Raw genomic sequence first — 19,251 nt, forward strand, 5'->3', positions numbered from 1 at the left:
ACCGCGGAGGTTATGTGATGAGAGACATGCGGTTGGCGGTCTTGTGTGACGGCCCATTCGGCTTACTTTGCGGGCAGCATTTTTCGCCCCTGATGAGCCGAGGAGACGCCGATGGGCACCTTGAAACCGCTGAAAATCGACATCGTCTCCGACGTGGTCTGCCCGTGGTGCTACATCGGAAAACGCCGGATCGAGAACGCGCTGGCGCTGGTGCCTGATGTTCCCGTCGAAGTGCGCTGGCGCCCGTTCTTCCTCAATTCCTGGGTGCCGCGCGAAGGCATCAGCCGCGACGAATATCTCACCGCCAAGTTCGGCTCGGTCGAAGCCTATAAGGGCATCGCCGGCCGCGTCGTGGCGGCTGCGGGCGAGGAGGGGCTGACCTATCGGCCCGAACTGGTGAAGCGCCAGCCCAACACCATCGATTGCCACCGCTTGATCCACTGGGCGGATGCGCAGGGCAAATCAGCCGAGATGAAGCAACGCCTGATGGAATTGTATTTCCGCGACGGCGGCGACCTGACCGATGTCAACGTGCTGGTGCAGGCCGCGGCCGATGTCGGCCTCGATGCCGACGACGTCCGCAAGCGTCTTGCAACCGACGAGGATGTGGCGCTGATCTCCGGCCAGGCGCAGGAGGCGTCCGAGAAGGGCATCTCCGGCGTGCCGACTTTCGTGTTCGCGCAAAAATACGCCGTCTCCGGCGCGCAGCCTGCCGAGCAACTCGCCCGCGCCATCCGCCAGGTGTCCGGCGAAATCAACGCGCAGGCGGCGGAGTAGGGTGCGGCCGGTTCGTGACCACGGTGCGGCAAAAAAGACGTGGATGGCCGAGTCAAGCCCGGCCATGACGATCGGACAAATCATCGGCAACAAGAAACCTTGGGGGACGTCATGATCTACGAACTGCGAACCTACACCGTAAAACCCGGCACGCTTGGCGACATGATCAAGGCCGCGAGCACGGTGTCGCGCGACATCCGAAAGGACGATTACGGCAAACTCGAAGGCTATTGGTCGACCGAGATCGGGCCGCTCAATCAGGTCCTGCACATGTGGAGCTATAACAGTTTCGACGAGCGCGCGAAGATGCGGGCCGAGCTGGCGAAGAACCCGCGCTGGACCGGCGAGTACGTGCCGCTGATCCGCCCCCTGCTGGTGCGTCAGGACGTCCGCCTGATGAACGCGGTGAGGCCGCCGGTTGCGCCGGCATCGACGGGCAATGTCTACGAACTCCGTAACTATCGCGGCAAGCCTGCCGGTGGCCTGAAGCAGTGGCTCGATGCGTTCACCGCGGTGCTGCCGGAGCGCGAGAAATATTCAAAGATCGTAGGCCTCTGGACGACTGAAGCAGGGCAACCGAACGAAGCCTGCCACATCTGGGCCTATCCCAGCCTGAACGCCCGCGCCGAAGCCCGTGGCAACGCGATGAAGGATCCGGCCTGGCAGGAATTTCTCGGCAAGGGCCCCGGCTTCCTCGAGGAGATGCACTCGACCATCATGCTGCCAGCGCCGCATTCGCCGCTGCAGTGAGTTGTCGATGTAGAAATGTAGCCCGCATGATCCGGGGTGGTGCAGGAGTGGCCCCGGATGTCGCTGGCGCTCATCCGGGCTACGAAGAGAGACTTACGCCCCCTTCAGATAATAATTCGCCCGCTTGCCAAGCGCGATCCGCCGCAGCACACGGCGCATCGCCATCGAGGCGCGCAGCGGCTTGATGGCCGTCGTCACCGTGCGATAGAACGCCAGTTTCAGCGCATCGAGCGCCGGCCGTTTTCCGGGCGGCGGCTGCGGCAGGCCGATGCCGCGCAGCATCGAATTGAAGAAGTGCAGGTCGTTCAGCCGCCGCACTTCGCGCGTCTTCCAGGTGATCGCCATCGAGATCGAAAACGAGCCTGATGTGCGCACCCAGTGTGGCCACTGATACGGCACGTAGCAGCCGTCGCCCGCGAACAAATGGAATTCCGTAGCCCGCGGCGCAAAGCTCTCGTCGTATTTCAGGTTGCGATGCTTGGTCATCGAGCGCTCGATCTCGTCGTCACTGACGATCGTGCGGTCGGTATTGTCGAAGATCGTGAAGAATTTTTCGCCGTGGATGTGGACGAAGAAATTGTCCTCGCTGTCGAGATGGAACGGCGTGGTCGAGTTCGGCGAGGATACGAACAGGAAACCCTCAACCTGCTCGAAACCGGCGTCCAGCAGGCTGTTGCAGCCACGCGCGCGGGCGACCGACAGCAGGGTGTCCTCCAGCAGGCGACGATACTCGGGCGAATTCTCCACGCGCTTGAGCACCATCCAGGCGCCGGCGGTTTCGATGCTCTCCACCACTTCGACCGGATCGAGGTCGACGGTGGGAATCGCATCCGGATCCTGGCTGATCGAGACCCTGCCGGAATTGTACTCGATCAGGTCGCGCGGCAATTCGGCGGCCAACTGCGCGATGCGCGGCAGCGTCAGCAGCGGATGGCCGGCGAGCTTGTGATGGATCGCGAAAGGCTTGAGCGGGAAGCCGCGGCGAAGCGCGTCGCGATCGGCCGTAATCACGGGCGCGATGGCGGTGAGCGTATTCATCTAGGATTTCTCTTGCCGTGCTCTGACGAAATGAACGATGCGGCGTACCCGCTCGCGGATCGCGCCGTGCAAGCCGACCGCGGCTCGGATCAGCGAGACGACAGGATCGCCACGCCGCAGCGGGATCAGGACGTCGCCGATCGCAAGGCGTCCAGGCCAGATCGGGTTGATCATGGGATGGTCAGGGGCGGCGGTGGAATCGACCAGGCGAATGGCCGGATCCGCACAGAGATAGCGGGTCAATTCCAGCGTCAGCTGCACGCCCGGCGAAAACTTCGCAAAGCGTTCGTCAACGCCGAGCTTGAAGTAGAAGGCGCGGTCCTGATGGCGCAGCACGATTGCCGCGGCCACCGGCGTTTCGCCGGCCCGCAGGGTCACGATCTCGCACTGGCCTGTCTCCGCCAGTGCTGACGTGGCGCGGCGGACGAAGGCCGCATCGCCGTCGTCCTGGCTGAGCGCGGTGCCGCGCTGGCCCTTCCAGCCGCTGGCCTCCAGCATCAGGAATGGTTCAATGGCGGCAGCGACGTCGGCAGGCGTCCGCGCTACGTCGAAATGGACGGCGCCGTGCTCGGCGAGGCGATTGCGCTGACGGCGCAATTCTTTCAGTTTCTTGGCACCCAGCGCATCGCGAAGCATTTCGTCGGCGTCGCACGTGGCGTCGAGGCAGGCACGGACATGCGATTGCACCACCACGGGCTGCATGCGGCTGCGATGCAGGACGTCGGCAAACGCCTTCATGGCCGGGCCATCAAGCGAAGTGGCGCGGAAGATCAGCGCGTGCGCGCCGGCCTGCCGGGCCTTCTGCAGAATGCCAGTGACGGCTTCCTCTGCCATGTCGCGGTCGATCAGCGGCGTGCAGAGCGTGCCATAGGGATCGGCGGCGACCAAAGCGGGCAGCGGGATTTTGTAGGCCCGCCACATCGAGATCACAGGCACCAGGCCGATCAAGCTGGAAGCATCGCGCCACGCGCCGAGCGCGTCGGTGTCGCCGCGGCCCTGCGCCGAAGCGTTCACCGCCAATTCCCATTCGGGCAGGTAATAGCCGTTCGGCTCGGCGGAGCGCATCGACAGCGCGCGCCATTGGGTCGCGGAAACGCCGACGAGCGGCGTCAGCGCCCCCCCGGTGCCTGGCGCACGTGCGTTCGCGTCCTTGCTCGATGCACGACGGACCGTCGATGTGTCGGCAATGTCAGCCACTTCCCCGAATCCCCATTCGCGATTCATGTGGCCGGCGACGCCTTGAGGTCGCCGCCTGGCCATCGCGTTCACAGGGCGACGCTATCGGAAAGAGGTGGAAAATAGCGTTGTCGCGAAGCTCGGATTTGAGCGGTCGCGTTAACGGATCGTTCAGCCTGATCAGGCGGCGCAGCCGTCACGCCACCTCGGCAGTGGCGGGGGCGGCGAGGAACCTGGCTTCGAACTCGCTTGCCGGCATCGGCCGCCCGAAGAAATAGCCCTGTCCCTCTTCGCAGCCCATCCCGACCAGGAAGTCGGCCGTGGCCCGGTCCTCAATGCCTTCGGCGATGACGGACAGGCCCAGTTGCTTGCTAAGCCCGATGGTCGAACTGACGATCGCCGCGTCGTCGGCGTCGGTGAGCAAGCCCAATACGAAAGAGCGGTCGATCTTCAGCCCGTCGAGCGGAAATTTCTTCAGATAGCTCAAGCTGGCAAATCCGGTGCCGAAATCATCGAAGACGAGGCGAACGCCAAGCTCCTGAATCTCAAGGAACGTATTCAGCGCGCCCTGCTCGTCGTGGAGCAGGATGTCTTCGGTGACTTCGAGTTCGAGGCTGGTCGGACTAAAACCGGTGGTGGCGAGCACCTGCGCGACCGAGATTGCGAGGTCGCCGGACTCGAACTGGGACGGCGAAAGATTGACGCCGATGCGGAGCTTGTGTCCCGCGCGTTCCCAGGCGGCTCCCTTGGTACAAGCGGTCTGAAGAACCCATTCGGCGATCCGATCGGAAATCGGAGAGGTGTTGACGACCGGCATGAATCCCGCCGGCGAAACCAGACCGCGCACGGGATGACGCCAGCGGATCAGGGCTTCGGCGCCGATCAATCGGCCGTCAGCCAGATGAAATTGTGGTTGGTAGAACAGTTCGAACTCATCGCGTTCCGCCGCCAGCGCCAGCTCCGCTTCCAGCGTCAGGCGCGTCTCCAGTTCGCGGCGGATCGAATCTTCGAACAGCACGTGGCCGCCGCGGTTGGTCGCCTTGGCGCGGCTCAGCGCCATATGGGCGTTGCTGAGAAGTTCGTCCGCCGTTCGTCCATCGCCCGGGCAAATGGCGGCTCCAATGCTCACCTTGACGCGGAGGTGGCGGTTTCCGGCCAGCAGAGGCGCGTCGAAGCCGTCGCCGATCTGTTCGGCGAAGCGGCTGGCGTTTTCGCCGATGTCGCTCGTCGGAACTGCGATCGCGAATTCGTCCCCGCTCAAGCGAGCGACCAGACCGGCCGACGGAACGGCCGCCGTCAATCGCTGCGAAATGGCGCGAAGCACGAGATCGCCGCAGGTGTTGCCGAGCATGTCGTTGATCTGCTGGAAGCCGTCGATGCCGATCACGAGCAGTGCCACGTTGCGGCCGCTTACCCCGGCCGCGGAAATTTTCGCCTCGAGTTGGGCATGAAGCGTGTTGCGGTTGATGAGGCCCGTGAGTGTGTCATGTTCGGCGAGGTATCGAATTCTCTCGGCTTCGCGCTTGCGCACCGAAATGTCGCGCAGGATTGCGCCGTATTGAAAGCCGTCGGTGCCCTGCCAGCCGGAGAAACTGGCCTCGACCGGAAATACCTCGCCATTGCTGCGGCGTCCGTCGAACTCGACCACCGATCCGGCAGCGAGACGTGCGGCCTCCCTGATGGAGAATGGGGATGTCGCCACGGTTCCGTCACGGGCGCAAATCTCGTCGAACGAGCGGCCGATCATCTCCTCTGGCAGATAGCCGAAGATCGCAGTCGCACCGGGATTCCAGTCCGTGATCAGGTAACTGGAATCGGTGCAGATCAGGCCGTCGCCGAGCGACATCGCCACGCGCTGAAAGCGGCTCTCTGCGACCCTGCCGAGCAGATCGCGGATGTCGATTTCGTCGAGCGCGATGGCTGCGACGTAGACGATGATGGCGATCTGAAACAGCGACGTGTCGAGAATGAGCGGGAATGCGGCCTGCAGGGCAAACGCGCCCGCTTCGAGGGCCAAAGCCGTGGCGGCGAGCAGCGTCACGCGCTTGCCGGCGGAAAGGCGGCGCCATGAGAGCAGCATGACCAGGGCGAGCAAAGCGAGGCCGGTCAGCGTGACGACGTGCGAGGTCCATTGCAGCGCGCGGTTCTGCAGTAGCGATTCCGCGGCCAGTGTCTGCAGCACGGGTCCGGACAGGATGACGCCGTTCGGGACGCTGAAGCGGTCACCGAGTTCGAGCGCCGTGCCGCCGATGATGACCTTCTTGCCCTGCAATTTTTGCAGTGCCTCCGGGTCGCCGCGCAGCACGTCGGCAAAGGACACTTTGGGGATCCCCGCCGTCCGGATGCTGAAGTCGATCAGAAAGGGCGTGCGCTTTTCGTCGTACTGGCCGGCGAGGACAGCCGCCATAGCGGGCACGAATTTGCCATCCAGTTTCTCACCGAACGGATAGCGGCGGACGAGGCCGTCGGATCCGACCTCGACATTGACGAGCGCCGGCCAGGAATGTTCGGCGAACTGCTGCAACGGGCGATTGACGTGAAGCGTCATCCTGTCGGTGCGGGGCTGCTGGAAGGAGGGCAGCACGACCGATCCGCCGGCGCTCTGGAGGGCTTCGGCAAAATTTCGGTCCGACGACGCGTCGGAGGGCGTGGAGAAGTCAACATCGAGCGCGATGTCCTGGACGTCGGCTTTCTGAAGTTGCCGGATCAACTCGGCGTGGAGCAGGCGCGGCCACGGCCAGACACCGATCCTGTCGATCGACGATGCGTCGATCGCGATCACCACAATGTCGCCAGAGACCTCTCGCGACTGCCACGCGAACCGCAGGTCGGCCAATGCGTGACGAAGCGAATTGTGCCAGCCGCCCGCCAGGACGATTGCGAGCGCAATCATCACGAAAATATGCGACCGATATCGTTTCACGTTGTCACCATTCTGGTGTTTCGAGTTTGGTCGTCGTCAGGTTCGCCAGCCAACAGCCTTGAGCAATTCGTCCCGGCTACTTCTTGCCGTTTCCGTTTCCATTTCCATTTCCATTGCCGTTGCCGTTGCCGTTTCCATTGCCGCGGCCATTGCCGTTAGCCCCGTTTCCGTTTCCGTTTCCGTTGCCATTACCGTTGCCGTTGCCATTATTGCCGTTGCCGTTTCCATTGCCGCCGCTTGAGCCGCTGACGGCTGCAACCGTGCTGCTCACGCCCGATGCGGTGGCGGCACTGGTCGCCGCGTTGCCCTGATTGTTGTTGGCCAGGGCCGTATCGCCTCCGGAACTGGATGAAGCCCAGATCGTGTCCTTGTTGGCGGTGTTGCGCGTACCGCCATGTACCGCCGATTTGTCGCGGGCGAGCCCGTGCGTCGCGCGGTGGACGTTCAACCGGACTTCACCGATCGATGACGAGATGCGGGTAACGCCATGCTTGGCGGGCTGGACGCCCTGTCCATTCGTGGCGTGACGGATCGCGGTGAAGCCGCCGCGCGGCACCGGAACGCGCTCGACCGACGGCGCGCGAGGTTTGCCTTGCTCGATCGGGGCGAGGGCGCCGGTGCCACCCAGCGAGAGACCGCTCTTGCCGCTGGCGAACGCCGTCGCGTGTTGACCCGCCATCACCTGGGCGATCTGACCCGACTTGAAATCGGCGACCTCAACCTGACCGCGGACCACGTCAACGGTGGTCTTCCCTGCGTTGACGGTGACGCGGAATTGCGTGCCCTTCACCACGGCCGCGAGGTAGGGAGTCTCGACCTCGAAATGCTTGACGTTGCGCTTTTCAACGTCGAGCAGGATCGAGCCGGCCTGCTGCTTGATCGTCGTCGAGAGTCCTTCCTTCTTCTGGGCGGGGACGCCGATCACGGAATTCGGCGAAACCAGGATCATTTCGTCGCCGCGTTTCAGGAGGACGCGTCCGGTGCGGCCGGTGCGAACGGTATCGCCCGGCTTCAACACGTCTTCCTGCTTCAGCGATGCCTGCTGCACGCCGCTGCCGGCGAGCCATACGTCGCCCGAGAACTTGTGGACCGTCCAGTCTTCGCCGTCGGCGGCGAATGCGCCGGACGCCGTTGCCAGCATGAACATGGTCGCGAGTGCTCTTGAGATGTGGGGGGTCGCACGCATGCAAACTCTTTCCGATTGCCGATTTGTCCCGGACGCTATCGGAAATGTTTCAACATTGAGTGACCGGAAACGGCGCTCTGCGAGGGCCGCGTTAAGAGTTCATTGACCATAAAAATCTATTAAAAATCATATGGCTAATGGTCCCACCAACGATCGGCGGCGCGTATGCGTAAATCTACTGAAGCGCGTTTGTGCAGCTGTAGCCTGGCACCGCTTCCCGACGGTTGGACTCGGCCTCTGGATCATCATCGGCTGTTTTCCGGCGCAGGCTCAGCAGGCGAACCAGCCCGGTTATGATCCGCGGCAGACCGAAAAGCGTTTCGAAGACCAGCAATCGCGTCAGGGGTCAACCGCGCGGCCGCGGTTGCCGATGCCGCAATTCGCGCGTCCGGAAGAGCAGGGGGATTCAAAGCCGCTGTTCGTGCTCCGGCACGTCTCGATTTCCGGCGCCGTTGCGATACCGCAGGAGCGGCTGGTTGCGACATATCAATCCTATGTCGGCAAAAAAGTATCGCAGGCCGATCTCGCGGCTGTCGCCGCTGCGGTCAGCGACGTCTATCGCGCCGCCGGCTTTCACCTCAGCCGGGCGATCGTTCCGCCGCAGGACATCCAGCGCGGTCAGCTTCGCATTCAAGTCATCGAAGGCAGCATCACGGAGCTGATGCTGAAGGGAGACGGCGCCGAACAGTTCGGCGTCCGGCCGATGCTCGGGGCTGTGCTGACCGAGCGGCCCTCGCGGCTTGCGACGCTGGAACGGCAGTTGCTGCTGATCAACGGGCGGCCCGGCGTACAGATCGAGGATACCGCGATCGAGGAGATCGGCACCGCGAGCGGCGATTTTCGCCTGATCCTTTCGCTGAAGACCTGGCACGTCTTCACGTCGTTCGGCGTCGACAATCTGGGATCGTGGTCGGTCGGACCGTGGCAAAGCTACGGGACGGCGGCGTTCAACTCCTATCTCGCGCCCGGCGATTCACTGGTGTTGAACCTGTCGACCACGCCCGGCGATCCGCGGCAACTCGCGTTCGGCCGCCTGTCCTACGACGTGCCCGTCGGCACCGACGGCGTCCGCATCGGCGCATCGGGCTACTACAGCGAGGTTCGGCCCGGCGACTATCGTCGTCTCTACAGCGACAACATCAAGACCGAGTCGTTCGAAATTCGCGGCAGCATCGTTCCGCTGCAATCGCAGAAATCGAGCCTGACGCTGACCGCGGCGGCCGGATTCACCAATGCTTCCGAAAACGATGTGTTCGGCCCGATCTACGCCGATCGCATCCGCACCGCCAGTCTCACCTCGGACTACCGGCTGCAGGACAATTTCGGCGGCACCAATTATCTGACGGTGAATTTTCGCCAGGGCCTCGACATTTTTGGCGCTTCGCAACGCGACGACGACTATCTGTCGCGCGACGGCGCGTCCGGCAAATTCTCCGCGCTGAATTTCTGGTTCACGCGCTACCAGACGCTGACGGATGCATGGTCGCTGAAATTGGCCGCGGCCGGCCAGACGGCGTCCGGCCCGCTGTTCACCTCGCAGCAATTCTATCTCGGCGGCATCGCGTTCGGGCGCGGCTATGGCAGCGCCGAGATCAGCGGCGATAACGGTCTGGCGGGCTCGGCCGAACTGCGCTTCGACCAGAAGACGAGCCTTCGATATCTGAGCGGCTACCAGCTCTACGGCTTCGTCGACAGCGGCGTGGCCTGGAATGACGGCTACCGCTTGAGCGATGGCCTTTCGCTCACCTCGGCCGGCGTCGGCGTTCGCTTCTTCCTCGTCGACGGCCTGCAGGCCGACATCGGCGCTGCCGCCCCACTCACCTATCGCGCGCCCGATAATCCTACCCGCGGCGCGCGGGTGTTGTTCTCGCTGACCAGCGCGCTGAAACTTTGTCCAATGCGGGCGACGACCCGCTGTCTGTAGCTAGATCGGCTCGTAGCTCTCGGTGCTGCAGGTGTCCTCGGGCTCGACCTTTTGCCGATCGGCGATAACGCCGCCGGAAATCTCGACACGATAGGTCTGTGTGCCGAGCGGCTTGCCGGTCACCGAAACCACTTCGGCCTTGACGCAGGCGGTCCAGCCCGGTCCGCGGAGGTTGGGGCGCGGCTCGGAAACGCGAACCTGGCTCGGTTGCGAGGCCGCCGTGAACACCGAGTCCAGCTTTTCCTTCAGTATGCGCTTGACGTCGGGCGCCGGCTCGAGCGAGGGCGGCTCGGGCGCCTTGGCGCGCAAGAATTCGGGCAGCGGCGCGCGGACGTCGGCAAAGCCGCAACCCGCAAGCATCAGCGCTCCGCCCGCCATCAGCGCTATGTGAAATCCGATCCGCCGCATTGGAGGTTGTTCTATCCCGGAGATGCCACTCGGGACAGAGCATTAGGCTCAAATAACAATCCCGATACTGTGATTTGCATCACGTCGCGGAGCTTGGGCCTGCGACAAGATCGCCGTCGAATCGAGCCATCGTCGCGCCTCACATGGCGCTGCCGGCTTGAACCCTTTGGCTTCGGGCTGTGACCAATCCGTAGCCTGCATTGCCGGGAGATCGCACCATGTTCCGTCACACGCTGTTCACATTGATGATTCCCGCTGCGGTTCTTCTGGGAGCACATTCGGCGTCTGCCGAAAGTCGCCTCGCGCTGGTGATCGGCCAATCCGCCTATCGCTCGGTGCCGGCACTGCCCAATCCGGCCAATGACGCCAGGGCGGTCACGCAATTGTTGACCGATTCCGGCTTCGAGGTTTCGACCGCTTCCGATCTTTCGCAAAATCAGATCCGCGAGGCGGTCAGCGCATTCGCCGGCAAGGTGGAGGCCAAGGGCGCCGACACGATCGCGCTGGTGTTTTATGCCGGCCACGGGCTGCAGATCGACGGCGAGAACTATCTGGTTCCGGTCGACATCGATGTGAAGCGGGAAGCCGACATTCCGCTCCAGGCGGTGCGCCTCAACGACATCCTGAACACGCTGACATCGGTGCCGAGCAAGATGCGCATCCTGATGCTCGACGCCTGCCGCAACAATCCGTTCCCGGACCTCAAGACTGCCGGCAGCGGGCTTGCCATCGTCGATGCGAAGGTCGGCGCTCCCGGCACGTTCCTGTCTTTCTCGACCTCGCCGGGCGCGGTCGCGGAGGACGGCTCCGGCTCCAACAGCCCGTATACCAACGCGCTGCTGGCGGCCGGCAAGGAGCAGAACATTCCGATCGAGGAGACCTTCAAGCGGGTGCGGCTTGCGGTGAACAAGGTGACCGAAGGGCGGCAGACCCCGTGGGACAGCTCCTCGCTGACCGAGGACTTCCGTTTTTCGGGCGCGGCGGTCGCCGGGCCGAAGCCTGCGGCAGCTCCGAAGAAGACGGTCGCCGAGTGGACCCGCGATCTGAAGGGCAAGCCGGTCGAGGCGGCGAACGAGCTGATTGTGGCCGACGGCACCGACGAATCGTACGAGGCCTTTGCCGGCCTCTTCCCGCAGACGGCGCTCGGGCGGCTGGCGCGCGACTGGCTGGTTCGGCACCGGCGCATGGTGGCGTGGAACGACGCCGTGCTCATCAACACCGCGTCCGGATATCGCTCCTTCCTGGCGCAATTCCCCGACAGCGATCTCAGCGCAACCGCGCGCAAGCTGGAATTGCGGCTGCGCAACCGTCCCGAGTTCACGCCGGCGGTTGCCGCCGCCAACGCCGCCTTGCCGCAAAACGTTGCGCTGGCCGGGCCGACCTGTCCTTGCAACGCGCAGCCGCCGCAGCAGCCGCAACCACTGAAGGTCAATGCCCCGGTCAGGCGCGTCGAGCCGGATCCGCCGAAGAAGCGGGTCGATCGCAAGCCGCCGCGCCAGCGCGAGCCGGATGACGACGTCGTGGTCGTTCGCCGCCGTCCGCCCCCGCCCGAAGTGTACGAGCCGTCGGGACCACCGGTCAGCATCGGCATCGGCATCGGTCTCGGCGGGTTTGGCGGCGGTCGCGGTGGCAACTATGGCGACCATGGCGGCCGGGGTAGATACTGACGTGGCAATAGGGTAATCGATCCCGCAAGCGTTGTGTTGCGCTTGCGGGGGCAGGATGCGAAATCCGGTTCGTCTGTTTACTTTCATCGTTGCCATCTTCTGCACTGGTATCGAGCTTCCGGCTTCCGCCTGGGAGCATTGGGGCGGCGATCGCGGCGGATCGCGGTTTTCGCCGCTCACCCAGATCACGCCTGATAATGTCGGCAATCTCGTCCGCGCCTGGGAGTTTCGTACCGGCGATCTCGACACCCGCGCGCCCGACGTGATGAAGCGGACCAAGTTTCAGGCCACGCCGCTCTTGGTCGAAGACAGCCTGATCTTCTGCTCGCCGTTCAATGAAGTCATCGCGCTCGATCCCGGCAGCGGCGCGCAGAAATGGCGGTATGACCCGAAGATCTCGACCGCGCAGCGCCCGGCCAACCGCTACAATTGCCGCGGCGTCGCCTTTTGGGTCGACGACAAGGCGGTCGAAACGGCCGCCTGCCGCGCGCGAATCCTGGTGGGTACCAACGACGCGCGCGTGATCGCGCTCGACGCGAGGTCTGGTGCTCCCTGCGCCGATTTCGGCGCCAATGGCGAGATCAAGCTCGATACCGGCATGCCGCTGGAATGGCCCGGCGAATTCCAGATCACATCGGCTCCCGTGATTATCCGCGACACCGTCATCGTCGGCTCTGCGATCGCGGACAACCGCCGCGTCGAGGCGCCACCCGGCACGGTACGCGCCTTCGATGCGCGAACCGGGCGTCCGCGCTGGAGTTTCGACCCGCTGGTGCACGATGGCGTCAGTACCGGCCACGCCAATGTCTGGGCGCCGATGTCGGTGGACGACGAACGTGGCCTGGTGTTCCTGCCGACGTCTTCGCCGAGCCCGGACTTCTGGGGCGGCAAGCGGCCCGGCAACAACGACTACGCCAATTCGGTCGTGGCGCTGCGCGCCGAGACCGGCGAGCGCATCTGGTCGTATCAAACCGTGCATCACGATGTCTGGGATTACGATTTGCCGGCGCAGCCGACGCTGGCGCGTATTAACACCGGGGAGGGCATGCGCGACGTCGTGATCCAGCCGACCAAGCAGGGATTTGTGTTCGTGCTCGACCGCGATACCGGCAAGCCGGTATGGCCGATCGAGGAACGCGCCGTGCCGCAAGGCGGTGCCGAAGGCGAGCAGTTGTCGCCGACACAGCCGTTTCCAACCCACGTGCCGCCGCTGCTGTCGCAGCAGATTTCGGTCGACGATGTATTCGGCCTGATTCCGTTCTGGGAAAGCCGGGCCTGCCGCGCGCAGGTCGCCTCCGCGCGCAACGAGGGCCTTTATACGCCGCCATCGACGCAAGGCACGATAGTGTTTCCGATGACCGGCGGCGGCGTGAACTGGGGCGGCGCCGCCTTCGATCCCGTCAACCAGATCCTTTACGCCAACATTTCGCGTGCGATCCACATCGTCAAATTGCTTCCGCGTGCCGCTGTGGCCGACGGGTTCAGCCCGCCGCCCGGGCACGATTTCGGACGGCAGCAGGGTGCGCCGTTCGCGATGACGCGCGCGGTCGCGATGTCGCCGTTGGGATTGCTGTGCAACAAGCCGCCCTGGGGCGAGATGGTCGCGGTCGATCTGAAGGCGGGCAAGATTCTCTGGCGCTCGCGCGTCGGCACCACCGAGGATCGCGCGCCGCTCGGCATCGCCTTTAACTTCGGTACGCCGCTCGTCAACGGCGTCGCGATCACCGCCGGCGGTCTCGCCTTCACCGGCGCGCTGGATGCTTACCTGCGCGCCTTCGACGCCAAATCGGGGCAGGAACTGTGGCAGGGCAGGCTGCCGGTGCCGGGTGTTGCCAATCCCATGACCTATCTGTGGAAGGGCGAGCAATATGTCGCGATCGGCGCTGGCGGTCATTCCGAGTCGGGCACGACCATTGGCGACAGCGTGGTCGCATTCCGCCTGGCGCGGCCCGGTGAAGCGCCTTCGCTGCGGTCGCGCACCATCGACCGGCCGGGTGGGCGGTTTATGAGCGGAGCGATCGCGGTCGGGTTTGTGGTCGTGCTGATGGCGATGCTGGTGTGGCGGTGGCGGCGGGGCAGGGTGGGGGCGTGAACGGGCGCACCCTCCGCTGTCATCGTCGGGCTTGACCGGACGATCCAGTACGCTGCGGCTTCTTGGGTCAATCATTGACGTCTCTGGAATACTGGATCGTCCGCCTTCGCGGACGATGACAGTTGTATGTGAAGCGACGTTCTCGCGGCGCTGATCGCCCGAGGTTTGCATCTCCGTTTGCCCTCTTCGAAAACTGAGGGCGCAGGGAAGACCGGGTGCTTGCTGCACCCGCGGTCTCGCGTGCGATTTGCGAAAACAAAACTGCACACGAGCATACAGGGCAGCGGGAGCATTCCGGCCTTCCCTGCGCAATGGCTTTACGGCTTACTTCGTGCTCTCCCCGGAGAACGGCTCTTTTGCCTCCGTCGTCAGCGGGACACCGCGCTCGATCCGATTGGATCGATGCGCAACCGCCAACTTAACGCCAGCACCGCGGCGTCCGAACCACACGACTTCGCCGTACGCTTGAGCCGCACACGTCAGTCGCAGCTCGCACGTCCATCGCATCTCACCGCGCGTTCGTGACGATGGCCAACGCCCCTCATCCGCTGTGAGACGGGCGGAGTTATGCGGGTGATTTGCGTGAGAACGAAAGCAGAATATTTTTGCGCGAAGGGCTCGACAGCTTTTGACTGATTTGCCCGTCGTGTTGATTTGTCGCAGCCGTGCATCGAAATTACGCTTGCCGGCAAGGCAAATCAGTCCGCAGACCCGTTGGGCGGGCATATCTGGAATCCCGTGTTGAGTTCGATTCGAGTCTTTCTTCCGAACGAAATCCCTCATCGGATGAGCGGAGCAGACAAATGGACAAGTTTGAGCTGAACCACGCCGTTACTCTGTTTACGCAACAGACGACGACCATCAACAGCCTCTGGACGGTCTATGTTGCAGCGACATTTGCCGCGGCTGGATATGGATTTACCGCCTCGCCCTTACGGCCCGTCATTGCTGCCGCAATGACGGTTGGCTTCCTGGCATTTGCATTCGGAAATTGGAAGCTGTTGAGACAAGGGCTTAGGATCAATCGGCAACTACAAAAAGATATCTCTGAATTTATGACACGCGCTGCGAGCGACAATGCGTTTAGGACGTCCATTGAAAGGCTAGTTGCTACGGCAAACCCACCCTGGATATCCCTGGTTATTCACCTTTTGATTGATGTCTGCGTCGTCATCTTGCTATGGAGTCGGGTTAAGTGGCCGACTCCATAGCGTCGTAGGGTGGACAAAGCGATAGCGTGCCCACCATTTCGAAGCGCGTTCGGTGATAGATGGTGGGCACGTCGCTAACGCTCCTTTGTCCACCCCGCGGATTCCGAACTCATCAGGCGCTCTCGGATTCTCAATCCGCGCACGGTTTGACAACCTCATATGTGATGCCGTTCATAGCGCGGTGAAACTGCGGTCAGCTATTTCGATACAGCCTGTGGCTGCACAGGCCGTTCGGATTTCGTTTGCGCCAGACCGGCGGAAAACATGCTGGCGCGGTTTTTCGGAAAATCACATGCATCACACGCAAGCCCGTCTGCCTCAGACGCCAATGGAGCTCATCATGAAGACGACCGCCTCGATCCTGTTTGCCGCAACGCTTGCACTGTCATCCGCGCCGGCGCACGCCGTCGTTCTCGATCTCTCGACCATGACGTGCAAGCAGTTCGTCGAGGGCGGCGACGACACGATCAAGATGGTGCTGACCTGGATGGACGGCTGGTACAAGGGCGATTCCGACGAGGCGATCATCGACACCGACGTGTTCGTGGAAAACGCCAAGAAGTTCGGCACCTACTGCGGGAAGAATCCGACCATGAGCATCGTCAACGCCGCGGAGTCCGTTCTCGGCAAGTGAGGCTCGGTAGGGCGGGTTAGCCAACGGGTCGCACATATGCGCGCCCGATGATAAACCCCGCGTAACCCGCCGTGCGGCTCCCGCGTCGGCCGGAACATTTCGGCCGGTTCGCGGTTCTGTTACCGGAGACGGAATCCTAGCGAGGAGCGGGACAGTCCCGGCAAAGGCCATGCGGTGTAACGCCCGCCTGGCCTTTGTCTTGCCGGGCAGTTGTCTTGTGGGGTCTCGGCGAGGAACCAACGGCTTGATGTGGACTTGAATCCGAAAGGCCGGTCTCCAACCTGGTCTGGCACGTCGCGCCGGGTAAGCCCCAACACACCCGAAGGTGGGCCGTGCTCCAACTCGGAGAAAACGTGGTGGCTGAACCCAGCAAACAGGAAATCGACGCGCGAGCGTATCAGCTTTGGGAGCAGGCGGGTCGGCCCGCAGATCAAGAAGCCAAGTTTTGGCATCTGGCTGAACAGGAGCTGCGCTACGAGGACAAAGGCTCGCCGACACGCACCCCTGATACGCTGTAGCGCAGTCGAACGATCAACGGCGATCCCTGCACATTGCCGGACGTTCACCAACTCCAAGATCTGCGGCCAACCGGAGTTCTCAAATGGCAAGAGCAAACGATTTGGAAGGTCAACGGGACATGGGGGGCAAGCATGGCGGTCAGGCCGGCATGCCGAAGCCAGAGGACCAAAGCTCAACGCAGCAGGGCATCGTTCGCGACGAGAGGGGACAGGAACAGCCAGCGGACAAGGCGCGGGCTCAACACGTCAGCCGAAAAGATCGGGGCGGTGATCCGCCGGGCGATCCGAAACAGCGATAATCACCAGCCCAAAGTACGCTCGCTTCTCAAAACGCCCTACGTCGCGGCGGGCGACCGGCCTGCGGGTGGCGCGCACGGACGAGGAGTTCGTGGATCGCGATCACCGCGGCGCAAGCGATGACGGCGATGGTCGCCATCACGAGAACAGTTTGGACCATGGTTCGCTCCCGACAGATTTCAACGTCAGGACGCCAGAGGAATCATGTTCCCGCAAGACCAGAGAACTACGGGGGCGGGCTATTGGCCGCGGGTTGTAGGGTGGCAAAGCGAAGCGTGCCCACCATTTCGAAGCGCGTTCGGTGATAGATGGTGGGCACGTCGCTAACGCTGCTTTGCCGACCCTACAATCCCACTACAACATCGCGAACGCGCTCGAGACCATCGCCACCGGCTTGTTGTCGGTGGCGGAAAGAAGGGTGACGCGGCCGAAACTCATGGTGCGTCCGAGGCGGACCACGCGGGCATCGGCCAGCACGTCGGAAGCCGAAACCGCGCGCATGAAATGCATGGTCTGGTCGACCGTCGTCATGGCGCGATAGCCGCGGTTGGCGGCAAAGTTGGCGATCACCATCGCGGTGTCGGCAAAGGCCAGCAGCGCCTGGCCCGAGACCGTGCCGCCTTTGCGGCACAACCGCTCCGAAAACGGCAGGCGCAGGATCGCGCCGGGTTGCCAGTCGGCGGCATCGCCTGATGGGGCAACGTCAAAGCGCTCGATCGAGAGATTGAGATCGATCACCCACGGCGCAAATACCTCGCCAAGCACGCGCCTGGCTTCCGCGATGCCGAATTCTGTTTCTGGTGGCTGTTGTTGCATGAACGCCCATTTCTCCGCCTGATTGTGTTGCCGGTCGTATTGTAAGGGTCATTGCGGCGAAGGGAACAGCAGCGGTGGGCCACAAATAGGGCACGAAATCCCGCGAGTCGGGCCGCGCTTTGCGGACGCGTCCGGCGCGCCGACCAAAGGCTACAGCCCGCATGCTTGGCGGGGCGGTCGAGGCGGTGGTATCCTTCCCGGAAACGCAAAGTCGGCGTCCCAAAGGAGAGCGTTATGAGAATGCTGAGTGCGGCCGCAGTGGTGTTGTTGTTGATGGCGCCGGCCTACGCGCAGAGCCCCAACGTCAACCTGATGCCGGAGCTCCCGACCAAATCGCCGGAGGAGAAGGAGCAGGATGCGATCAAGGATAGAGCCTATAAGGATTCCTTGAGGAAGATTCCCGACGCCAAGACCTCTTCCGATCCCTGGGGCACCGTGCGCAGCACCGATGCGCCCAAGAACTCAGCGAAGGCCGCAGCGGCGCCTGCCAAGAAGAGCAAGACCGGCAGCAGCAGCCAGTAATCCGAGAGCCCCGTTCCGATGGAATCGGAACGGAACTCTCGATTTTTGATTTGACGCGTTTTTCGGGACGCGAACCGGTCCTCACGGGGATCAAGTCCGGGGCCAGCTTTCGCTGGAGAACGCTCTGGCGAAAGCCGCGGGTAGGATTCGTTCACCGCCACCCCTATATTTGACCTGTCGTCATACTGTCTGGAGTTACGACATGGTCTTTCGTCCGCGTGATCTCGCGAGCCGGATGGCCGGCCGGCGCAAGCCGGACGATGGTTATCTGCGCGAGACCTTCACGCTGTCGCGCGACAAGGCCAGGGCGAGGGCGCGCGACTTTCTCAACCGCTATCCCAAGGCGGCCTATATGAGCTCGGTCGAAAGCTGGCGCGAGCTTCCCGATGGCGACATCGAATTCACGATGCGCCGGCTTGCCAGCGCGGATTAGGCAACATCCCTGAACATCAGAATTGTATCAACACCTCGATTTTTGCCGAATTCCGATAACCGGGTATTCAGGTATTCCACCTAGGGTTTCCCCGCGCAGGAGAAATCATGGCGAGAGACCGCAAAGACCTAGGTGCCCGCAAATTCGTTCGGGTCGACTTGCGCAAGCCGGGATTCCTGATTCCGGCGCCGGATGCGCCGTGGATTCAGTGCTACATCCTCGACATTTCCGAGAACGGCGCCTGCCTCGACGTGGGCGACCTCGCTGTTCCCAAAATGTTCGGCCTTTCGCTGACGGCGGGTGGCGAGGTGCTTCGGGTATGCACGTTGATCTGGCGCAGGGGTGAGATGGTCGGCGTCCGATTCATCTCCGCCCGGGAGTTGCGGAAGGGCGCTGCCCCGGCCGGTGCACCCGATGCCGATTCCAAAAAGGCGCACGCCTAGGAGCATCCTTCAACTGAGTTGAATCACGCTCGGCGGTCATCTTGTTGTTCGAGCATAATCTCTGCCCAAACGCGGACGCGTTTGCGCGGAGAGTGTGCTCTAACGCTCATGATCGGTGTCCTGCAGCGTTTCCGCAACCAGGCGAATCCGGAATACCGGCTTCCTGGATTCATCCAGCAATTCCATCCGCCACTCGGCGTTTTCGGAAAGTCTTCGGGAAATGTCTGCGATCATGTCCCCGCAGACGCCGGTCATTTCCTTCCAGGCGGCGTTGTGATCGGCAAACTCCGCGCCGTCGTTGTTGACGCATGCGTCCTCGCCATGTCGAACGCTGAAGAAGAAGATCGGCATGGCAACTGACCAAATGGAAGGGCCGCCGTTGGCCTATGGCGCAAGAGCGGGTGGAGTGGATTCCTGGCGCGCGGAAAGATCAACC

At 63.0% G+C, this 19,251-nt stretch carries 19 protein-coding genes; 11 read left to right on the forward strand and 8 right to left on the reverse strand.

Annotated features, from left to right (window positions below; all coding sequences use genetic code 11):
- Positions 1–111: 111 nt before the first annotated feature.
- Entirely contained in the window at positions 112–777 is a 666-nt protein-coding gene (locus ACVWVY_RS20945; RefSeq protein WP_456628165.1) for a DsbA family oxidoreductase, read from the forward strand.
- A 111-nt stretch (positions 778–888) separates the two neighbouring features.
- Complete coding sequence (locus ACVWVY_RS20950; protein ID WP_456628166.1) at positions 889–1,527, forward strand: NIPSNAP family protein; 639 nt, start codon at positions 889–891, stop codon at positions 1,525–1,527.
- 93 nt (positions 1,528–1,620) lie between these two features.
- On the opposite strand, the gene ACVWVY_RS20955 is transcribed toward ACVWVY_RS20950, so the two are convergent.
- From ACVWVY_RS20955 to ACVWVY_RS20970, 4 genes are all read right to left on the reverse strand, one after another.
- Positions 1,621–2,565: a cupin-like domain-containing protein gene (locus tag ACVWVY_RS20955; RefSeq protein ID WP_456628167.1), complete on the reverse strand. Its 945-nt coding sequence runs from the start codon at positions 2,563–2,565 to the stop codon at positions 1,621–1,623.
- On the reverse strand, positions 2,566–3,762 hold the full coding sequence (locus ACVWVY_RS20960) for a GNAT family N-acetyltransferase (RefSeq protein WP_456628168.1): 1,197 nt from the start codon (positions 3,760–3,762) through the stop codon (positions 2,566–2,568).
- 175 nt (positions 3,763–3,937) lie between these two features.
- Positions 3,938–6,664, reverse strand: coding sequence for an EAL domain-containing protein (locus ACVWVY_RS20965; RefSeq protein WP_456628169.1), 2,727 nt, complete (start codon positions 6,662–6,664; stop codon positions 3,938–3,940).
- Positions 6,665–6,740: 76 nt separating this feature from the next.
- Positions 6,741–7,850 (reverse strand): FecR domain-containing protein, encoded by a 1,110-nt coding sequence (locus ACVWVY_RS20970; protein ID WP_456628170.1) that lies wholly within the window; start codon positions 7,848–7,850, stop codon positions 6,741–6,743.
- 130 nt (positions 7,851–7,980) lie between these two features.
- Here ACVWVY_RS20970 and ACVWVY_RS20975 point away from each other — a divergent pair, with 130 nt between their 5' ends.
- The gene (locus ACVWVY_RS20975; protein WP_456628171.1) at positions 7,981–9,774 is read left to right on the forward strand and encodes a ShlB/FhaC/HecB family hemolysin secretion/activation protein; all 1,794 of its coding nucleotides are present in this window, start codon (positions 7,981–7,983) and stop codon (positions 9,772–9,774) included.
- On the opposite strand, the gene ACVWVY_RS20980 is transcribed toward ACVWVY_RS20975, so the two are convergent.
- The gene (locus ACVWVY_RS20980; RefSeq protein ID WP_456628172.1) at positions 9,775–10,182 is read right to left on the reverse strand and encodes a hypothetical protein; all 408 of its coding nucleotides are present in this window, start codon (positions 10,180–10,182) and stop codon (positions 9,775–9,777) included. It abuts the gene before it with no gap.
- 218 nt (positions 10,183–10,400) lie between these two features.
- On the opposite strand from ACVWVY_RS20980, the gene ACVWVY_RS20985 reads away from it, so the two are divergent.
- The 5 genes from ACVWVY_RS20985 to ACVWVY_RS21005 all read left to right on the forward strand — a co-directional run bounded on the left by ACVWVY_RS20985 (position 10,401) and on the right by ACVWVY_RS21005 (position 16,304).
- Positions 10,401–11,849, forward strand: coding sequence for a caspase family protein (locus ACVWVY_RS20985; protein ID WP_456628173.1), 1,449 nt, complete (start codon positions 10,401–10,403; stop codon positions 11,847–11,849).
- 55 nt (positions 11,850–11,904) lie between these two features.
- Positions 11,905–13,941, forward strand: coding sequence for a pyrroloquinoline quinone-dependent dehydrogenase (locus ACVWVY_RS20990; RefSeq protein WP_456628174.1), 2,037 nt, complete (start codon positions 11,905–11,907; stop codon positions 13,939–13,941).
- A gap of 803 nt (positions 13,942–14,744) precedes the next feature.
- Positions 14,745–15,152 (forward strand): hypothetical protein, encoded by a 408-nt coding sequence (locus ACVWVY_RS20995; protein ID WP_456628175.1) that lies wholly within the window; start codon positions 14,745–14,747, stop codon positions 15,150–15,152.
- Positions 15,153–15,492: 340 nt separating this feature from the next.
- A complete protein-coding gene (locus ACVWVY_RS21000; protein WP_456628176.1) occupies positions 15,493–15,786 on the forward strand; it encodes an HdeA/HdeB family chaperone in 294 nt (97 codons plus the stop codon).
- Positions 15,787–16,142: 356 nt separating this feature from the next.
- Positions 16,143–16,304, forward strand: a complete 162-nt coding sequence (locus tag ACVWVY_RS21005; protein WP_456628177.1) for a DUF2934 domain-containing protein — start codon at positions 16,143–16,145, stop codon at positions 16,302–16,304.
- 325 nt (positions 16,305–16,629) lie between these two features.
- Here the strand turns inward: ACVWVY_RS21005 and ACVWVY_RS21010 are convergent, their stop codons facing one another.
- Both ACVWVY_RS21010 and ACVWVY_RS21015 read right to left on the reverse strand, forming a co-directional pair.
- Positions 16,630–16,761, reverse strand: coding sequence for a hypothetical protein (locus ACVWVY_RS21010; RefSeq protein ID WP_456628178.1), 132 nt, complete (start codon positions 16,759–16,761; stop codon positions 16,630–16,632).
- A gap of 194 nt (positions 16,762–16,955) precedes the next feature.
- A complete protein-coding gene (locus ACVWVY_RS21015; RefSeq protein ID WP_456628179.1) occupies positions 16,956–17,417 on the reverse strand; it encodes a PaaI family thioesterase in 462 nt (153 codons plus the stop codon).
- A 234-nt stretch (positions 17,418–17,651) separates the two neighbouring features.
- Between ACVWVY_RS21015 and ACVWVY_RS21020 the strand changes: the two genes are divergently transcribed.
- From ACVWVY_RS21020 to ACVWVY_RS21030, 3 genes are all read left to right on the forward strand, one after another.
- Positions 17,652–17,939 (forward strand): hypothetical protein, encoded by a 288-nt coding sequence (locus tag ACVWVY_RS21020; RefSeq protein ID WP_456628180.1) that lies wholly within the window; start codon positions 17,652–17,654, stop codon positions 17,937–17,939.
- A gap of 202 nt (positions 17,940–18,141) precedes the next feature.
- Positions 18,142–18,372, forward strand: coding sequence for a hypothetical protein (locus ACVWVY_RS21025; protein WP_456628181.1), 231 nt, complete (start codon positions 18,142–18,144; stop codon positions 18,370–18,372).
- 107 nt (positions 18,373–18,479) lie between these two features.
- A complete protein-coding gene (locus tag ACVWVY_RS21030; protein WP_456628182.1) occupies positions 18,480–18,815 on the forward strand; it encodes a PilZ domain-containing protein in 336 nt (111 codons plus the stop codon).
- A gap of 99 nt (positions 18,816–18,914) precedes the next feature.
- Here the strand turns inward: ACVWVY_RS21030 and ACVWVY_RS21035 are convergent, their stop codons facing one another.
- Positions 18,915–19,166, reverse strand: a complete 252-nt coding sequence (locus ACVWVY_RS21035; RefSeq protein ID WP_456628183.1) for a DUF6894 family protein — start codon at positions 19,164–19,166, stop codon at positions 18,915–18,917.
- Positions 19,167–19,251: the final 85 nt, after the last annotated feature.

This window comes from Bradyrhizobium sp. URHC0002 (assembly GCF_054059515.1).